We start from the raw sequence: 6236 nt of genomic DNA on the forward strand, positions 1-6236 counted from the left end.
AGCTCCGAGAGGCCGCCGGGCCCGGCCCGCGCACCCTCGACGGCCCGTCCCTGCCCGGGCGGGCCGTTTCCGCATGCGCTGCGTAGTTCCACACGCAAGGCGCTGCGTGATCTCGAAACGAGACCATGACCGTCTCATCATCCGGACCATGGTCTAGAGCATCCGCGGGTCTCACTAGGCTGGAAGCCGTGGCTGACATCGTGATTCCCGCTGACATCAAGCCCGCCGACGGCCGCTTCGGCTGCGGGCCCTCGAAGGTACGCCCCGAGCAGCTCGCCGCTCTCGCCGACGCCGGGGCGAAGGTCATGGGCACCTCCCACCGGCAGAAGCCGGTGAAGAACCTCGTCGCCCGCGTCCGCGCCGGGCTCACCGACCTGTTCTCCCTCCCCGAGGGGTACGAGGTCGTGCTGGGCAACGGCGGCACCACGGCGTTCTGGGACATCGCGGCCTTCGGGCTGATCCGGGAGAAGTCGCAGCACCTGAACTTCGGGGAGTTCTCCTCGAAGTTCGCGACGGTCGCGAAGAAGGCCCCCTGGCTCGCCGATCCCTCGGTGATCAAGTCGGAGCCGGGCAGCCACCCGCTGCCGGTCGCCGAGGAGGGCGTGGACGTCTACGCGCTCACCCACAACGAGACCTCCACAGGCGTCGCCATGCCGATCAAGCGCGTCGCCGACGACGAGTCGCTCGTCCTGGTGGACGCCACCAGCGGCGCGGGCGGCCTGCCGGTCTCCGCCGAGGAGTTCGACGTCTACTACTTCGCCCCGCAGAAGAGCTTCGCCTCCGACGGCGGCCTGTGGATCGCGCTGTTCTCGCCCAAGGCGCTGGCCCGGGTGACGGAGATCACCGAGAGCGGCCGGTTCGTCCCCGAGTTCTTCAGCCTGCCGACCGCCATCGACAACTCGGTGAAGGACCAGACGTACAACACCCCGGCGGTCGCCACGCTGTTCCTGCTGGCCGACCAGATCGACTGGATGAACGCCCAGGGCGGCCTCGCCTGGACCACCGCCCGTACGGCCGACTCCGCCTCGCGCCTGTACACCTGGGCCGACAAGACGTCGTACACCACGCCGTTCGTGGCCGACCCGGCGCAGCGCTCCAATGTCGTCGGCACCATCGACTTCGACGACGCGGTGGACGCGGCGGCGGTCGCGAAGGTGCTGCGGGCCAACGGCATCGTGGACACCGAGCCCTACCGCAAGCTCGGCCGTAACCAGCTGCGCATCGCGATGTTCCCGTCGATCGACCCCGCCGACGTCGAGGCGCTGACCTCCTGCGTCGACTACGTGGTCGAGCGTCTCTGACGTCTCACATGCGGCCGCCTGTCCGGCGGCCGCACGTTTCGCCGACGGTCTCCGGGCCGTCGGCTTTTTCGTTCTTCCGGTCCTGTAACGGTGTGCGGCGCTCCGTCCAAGCAGGGATGTGTTTGTCACACAACCGAGGGGAGCGCCGGTGCGCCGTGAACAGACGGGTCCGGCGGGCTTCGCCCGTGATCCCGACGCATTCGAAGCCTTCTACCGGCGGCATGTCGACGCCGTGACGCGGTTCCTGGCCAGGCGTGTGGACGATCCGCACACCGTCGCCGACCTCACGGCGGAGGTGTTCCTCGCCGTGCTCGATTCCGCGCACACCTATCGCCCGGACAGGGGCAGCGAGATCGCTTGGCTGTACGGCGTGGCGCGCAACACCGTGCTGGCGCAGCGGCGCCGTACGGCGAGGGAGTTACGCGCCACCAGCCGGATCGCCGGCCGCCGCCTGCTCGACGCCGACGACATCGCCCGCCTGGAGGAACGCGTCGACGCCGAGTCGCCGGCCCGCCTGGCGCTGGAGGCGATGGCCGATCTGCCGGACGGCGACCGCGCGCTGCTGGAACTCGTGGCCGTGGACGGGCTCAGCCCCGCCGAGGCCGCCGCCGCGCTCGGCATCAGGCAGGGCACCGCCCGGGTCAGGCTGCACCGCGCCAGGCGGCAGGTCCGGCGCTTTCCCGGAGTCATGGAACTGATCGGAGGAACGAAGTGAACGACACTTTCGAGGACAGACTCCTCGCCGAGCTCAAGGCGGAGATCGTGGCCCGGGAGGCACGGACGCACGTGCCGGCCGTGCGCCGGATCGCCCGGCCCCGGATCCTGGCCGGCGCCGCGATCGCCGCCGCCGCGGCCGTCGCCGTACCGCTCGTGGTCGGGCAGCAGACTCCGGCGTACGCGCTGACGAAGAACCCGGACGGGTCGATCAACCTGAAGATCAACGAGTTCAGGGACCCGGACCAGGTCGAGCGGGACCTGGCGGAGATGGGCGTCCCCGCCGACATCACCTATCTGCCGCTGGGCAAGAAGTGCGCCGACGGGCGCGCTCCGTTCGTGGCGGGCGACGACGCCTCCTTCACGAAGGAGGAGATGGAGAGCGACGACCCCGCGGTACGGGCGCGCGTTCGGAGGGAGATCGAGAACCTGGCGTCGAGCAGGGCGATCCAGCCGAAGAACGGCATCACGATTCACCCCGAATTCGTCGAGCCGGGGCAGGTGGTCCTGATCGAGATCAACGAGAACCCCGTGCGACGGGACGCCGAACACCCCGGAGTCGCCTGGCAGTTCAGCGGCCGCCTGACGGACGGCCCGGTCAAGCCCTGCCGGGTCGTCGACGACCCCACCGCGTTCGAGGTCGGGAACGCCACCCCGCCTCCCGGCTCCTGAGCCGTTCGCGCGTCAGGCCGTCACGGGCTTGCGTCGGCGCAGCAGCCACGCGGCGATCACGCCGCCGATGAGCCCGAACAGGTGGCCCTGCCAGGAGACGCCCGGCTGGGTGGGCAGGGCCCCCCACAAGATCGAGTAGTACAGCACGGCGACCACGACGCCGAGCACGATGTCGAGGGCCCGGCGGTCGAAGAGCCCACGGGCCACGACGTAGCCGAAATATCCGAAGACGAGGCCGCTCGCGCCGATCGTCAGCGTGTCCGGCGGGCTGGTGAACCACACGCCCACCCCACTGACCAGGATGATGACCAGGCTCGCCGCGAGGAACCTGCCGATCCCCCGGATGGCGGCCAGGAAGCCCAGGATGAGCAGCGGCAGCGAGTTCGCCATCAGGTGCCCGAACCCGGCGTGCAGGAACGGCGCGAACAGGATGCCGGGCAGGCCGTCCGGCTCGTGGGCGACGATGCCGTACCTGTCGAGCCGTCCGTTCTCCACGTAGTCCACGATCTCGATGGCCCACATCGCCGCGACGAGCACGATCATCAGGATCGCGCTGCCCAGGGCGCCGGTGAGCAGCGCGGACGTCCGCTCCCGCATCGACCTGCCCACCGGGGGCAGGCCGGGCCCGGAATCACTCATGGCTTCACCGTACGCAGTCCCTCTCACGAACGAGCGGACTGCCCGGATCCGCGGGGATCATGCCGACGGAGTTGCCGCGACAGGCGAACGGGCTGTAATAATAAATGAACAGGCATTTATGAAAGGGAGGGGCCGGTGGCGGGACGCCCCCGAGGAGTGGACGATTCGGTGATCCTGCGCGCGGCGGCCGAGGTGATCGGCCGGGTGGGTCCGGCAGGGCTGACCCTCGCCGCCGTCGCCGACGAGGTGGGCCTCGTCCCCGGCACTTTGGTGCAGCGGTTCGGGTCCAAGCGCGGTCTGCTGGTGGCGCTGGCGAGGCAGTCGGCGCATGAGGCCGAGGCGCACCACGAACGGCGGCGGCAGGGGTGTCCCTCCCCGCTGGAGGCGCTGCTGGCGCTGGCCGAGGAGTCGATGGCCCTCATGGACACGCCGGAGCGTTTCGCCAACCACCTGGCGTTCCTCTGCATGGACCTCACCGATCCGCAACTGCACGAGCACGCCCTGGCCATGCACGAGGCGCAGCGTAGGGCGATCCTGGCGCTGCTGGACGAGGCGGTGGCCGCGGGAGAGCTCCGCACCGGCGCCGACACCGCCGCGTTGGCCGAGTCCGTCCAGTCGCTGATCGCCGGCACCGGTCTGACGTGGGCCCTCGACCGGCGGGGCACGCTGCCAGAGCGGCTCCGGCGGGCGGTGACCGCGCTCCTCTCACCTCACATCCCGTTGAAGGAGACGTCATGAACGACAGCCGGCCGCTCGCCGGGAAGGTCGCCCTCGTCGCGGGAGGCACGAGGGGCGGCGGGCGCGGCATCGCCGTCGAGCTCGGGGCCGCGGGCGCGACGGTCTACGTCACCGGCCGCAGCGGCGCGGCCGGCCGTTCCGACCTGGACCGTCCCGAGACCATCGAGGAGACCGCCGCCCGCGTCACCGCGGCCGGCGGCACCGGCATCGCCGTACGCACCGACCACAGCGACCCCGGGGAGGTCCGCGCCCTGGTCGACCGGATCGCCACCGAGCAGGACGGACGGCTCGACGTCCTGGTCAACTCCGTGTGGGGCGGCGACGCGCTGACCGACTGGACCCATCCCCTGTGGGAGCAGGACCTCGACACCGGTCTGCGGCTGCTTCGCCGGGCGGTGGACACGCATATCGTCACCAGCCGGTTCGCGCTTCCGTTGATGGTCGCCCGCCGGAGCGGTCTGGTCGTGGAGGTCACCGACGGCAACACCGCCCGGTATCGCGGCTCGTTCTTCTACGACATCGCCAAGTCCACCGTGATCCGTCTGGCCGTGGCCCAGGCGGCGGAGCTGAAGCCGTACGGCGTGGCGGCCGTCGCCGTCACCCCGGGTTTCCTGCGCTCGGAGGCCATGCTGGAGCACTTCGGCGTGACCGAGGACAACTGGCGGGACGCGGTGGCCAAGGACCCGAACTTCGCCCACTCCGAGACCCCCGCATACCTGGGACGGGCCGTCGCCGCCCTGGCCGCCGATCCCGGCGTGATGGCCAAGACCGGGAGGGCCCTGGCCACCTGGGGACTGTACGAGGAGTACGGCTTCACCGACGCGGACGGCACCCAACCGGACTTCGCCGCGCACTGGGCGAACGCCTTGGAAGCCGAGTACGGCCCCCTCGGCGACCCGCTCTGACCGCCTCGCTCCCGTAGGCAGGGCGCTTCCGCACCGGCGATGAGCCGTCCTCCGGCTTCGTCAGTGCGACGGCGTGGCGGTCGGCGGGGTGGACGGCGGGGTGGACGGTGAGGCGATGACCTCGGGCACACGGGTCACCATCAACGTGCCGTCGTAACCGACGTACTCGACGTTCGCCGATCGGCAGCTGAGGATCATGGGGCCGGGTGCGCTCAGCTTCGCGGTGGCGAAAAACTCGATTTTGGGCAACTCGCCCTGGTCCTGCTCGCTGCGGACTGAGACGACTCCGGTGGGCGTTTTGAGATCGCACAAGGCGAAGTAGCCGGACGTCCCCGGTCCCTTACTCGACCAGGGATTGACGTCGACACGGGTTTGGATGATGTAGTCCCCCGCGGGCAGCTCGGAGACGCGCACTACATCCACCCATGCAGCGTCCCGACGATCAACGGCCTGACGGACGTAGTGGGTCTGCCCGTACGTCGCGCCGGGCTCGCCCTTCTCGCCCTTCTCGCCCTGTGGGCCCTGGGGTCCGGCCGGGCCCTGGGGTCCGGCCGGGCCCTGGGGTCCTTGCGGACCGGTCTCTCCCCTGGCCCCCTGGGGGCCGGTCGGCCCGGTGAGTCCCGGAGCTCCGGCAGGTCCGGCAGGACCGGTCGGTCCGATCGGTCCCTGGGGTCCGGCGGCGTTCCAGGACACGGTCCGGTATTCGACGGGACACGTGCCGCCGGGGGCCGGCGCGGCCATCTGCGCACCCTCGGTTCGGCCCCGGACCGACTCCTCCAGCGCCTGCGGCATCCGCATGACGCCGTCGGGGCCCACGCAGGCCACGATCGACGTGGTCGCGGTCGTGGCCACCGCGATTCCCCCTCCGCCCACGAGCAGCCCTGCCACCGCCCCGGTCGCCAGCCAGGCACTACGACCAGCTCTCACGTCCCTCACCCTTCCTCGTTCCGCGGATGATCAGCATGAGGAAAGGTAGGCGCGCGAAAGTGAGCGGGGCGTCATCACCGCGGGGGATGTCCGGTCCGCCGTACAGGGGAGTGCGTTGCCGCCGGCGGCAGCGTCGTCGCGGGTCGGGGAGATGCGCCCACGGCGGGCCGGACACGGCTCGGGGCGCCCCTGCGCGAAGCGCCCGAGCGAGCACTGCGCGAAGCGCCCGAGCGAGCACTGCGCGAAGCGCCCCGAGCAAGCACTGCGCGGAGCGCCCCGAGCAAGCACTGCGCGGAGCGCCCCGAGCAAGCACTGCGCGGAGCGCCCCGACGGATCTGCG

The 6236-nt window shown here is 71.0% G+C and carries 7 protein-coding genes; 5 read left to right on the forward strand and 2 right to left on the reverse strand.

All coding sequences use genetic code 11. From position 1 onward, the window contains the following. Positions 1–188 precede the first annotated feature (188 nt). From serC to AB0J39_RS37380, 3 genes are all read left to right on the forward strand, one after another. The gene (gene serC, locus AB0J39_RS37370; protein WP_363473582.1) at positions 189–1301 is read left to right on the forward strand and encodes a phosphoserine transaminase; all 1113 of its coding nucleotides are present in this window, start codon (positions 189–191) and stop codon (positions 1299–1301) included. A gap of 148 nt (positions 1302–1449) precedes the next feature. Next, positions 1450–2016 carry an RNA polymerase sigma factor gene (locus tag AB0J39_RS37375; protein ID WP_363473585.1) on the forward strand — a complete coding sequence of 189 codons (567 nt, stop codon included), beginning with the start codon at positions 1450–1452 and terminating at the stop codon, positions 2014–2016. After that, on the forward strand, positions 2013–2687 hold the full coding sequence (locus tag AB0J39_RS37380) for a hypothetical protein (protein WP_363473588.1): 675 nt from the start codon (positions 2013–2015) through the stop codon (positions 2685–2687). The genes AB0J39_RS37375 and AB0J39_RS37380 overlap by 4 nt, the downstream gene beginning before the upstream one ends. Before the next feature lie 12 nt (positions 2688–2699). Here the strand turns inward: AB0J39_RS37380 and AB0J39_RS37385 are convergent, their stop codons facing one another. Further along, positions 2700–3326, reverse strand: coding sequence for a rhomboid family intramembrane serine protease (locus AB0J39_RS37385; RefSeq protein ID WP_363473590.1), 627 nt, complete (start codon positions 3324–3326; stop codon positions 2700–2702). Between the two features lie 135 nt (positions 3327–3461). On the opposite strand from AB0J39_RS37385, the gene AB0J39_RS37390 reads away from it, so the two are divergent. Both AB0J39_RS37390 and AB0J39_RS37395 read left to right on the forward strand, forming a co-directional pair. Then, positions 3462–4064, forward strand: coding sequence for a TetR/AcrR family transcriptional regulator (locus tag AB0J39_RS37390; RefSeq protein ID WP_363473593.1), 603 nt, complete (start codon positions 3462–3464; stop codon positions 4062–4064). Next, positions 4061–4969, forward strand: a complete 909-nt coding sequence (locus AB0J39_RS37395; protein ID WP_363473595.1) for an SDR family oxidoreductase — start codon at positions 4061–4063, stop codon at positions 4967–4969. The genes AB0J39_RS37390 and AB0J39_RS37395 overlap by 4 nt, the downstream gene beginning before the upstream one ends. A gap of 60 nt (positions 4970–5029) precedes the next feature. On the opposite strand, the gene AB0J39_RS37400 is transcribed toward AB0J39_RS37395, so the two are convergent. Next, complete coding sequence (locus tag AB0J39_RS37400) at positions 5030–5896, reverse strand: hypothetical protein (RefSeq protein WP_363473597.1); 867 nt, start codon at positions 5894–5896, stop codon at positions 5030–5032. Positions 5897–6236: the final 340 nt, after the last annotated feature.

The sequence above is a fragment of the Microbispora sp. NPDC049633 genome, assembly GCF_040675265.1.
Taxonomy (GTDB): domain Bacteria; phylum Actinomycetota; class Actinomycetes; order Streptosporangiales; family Streptosporangiaceae; genus Microbispora; species Microbispora maris.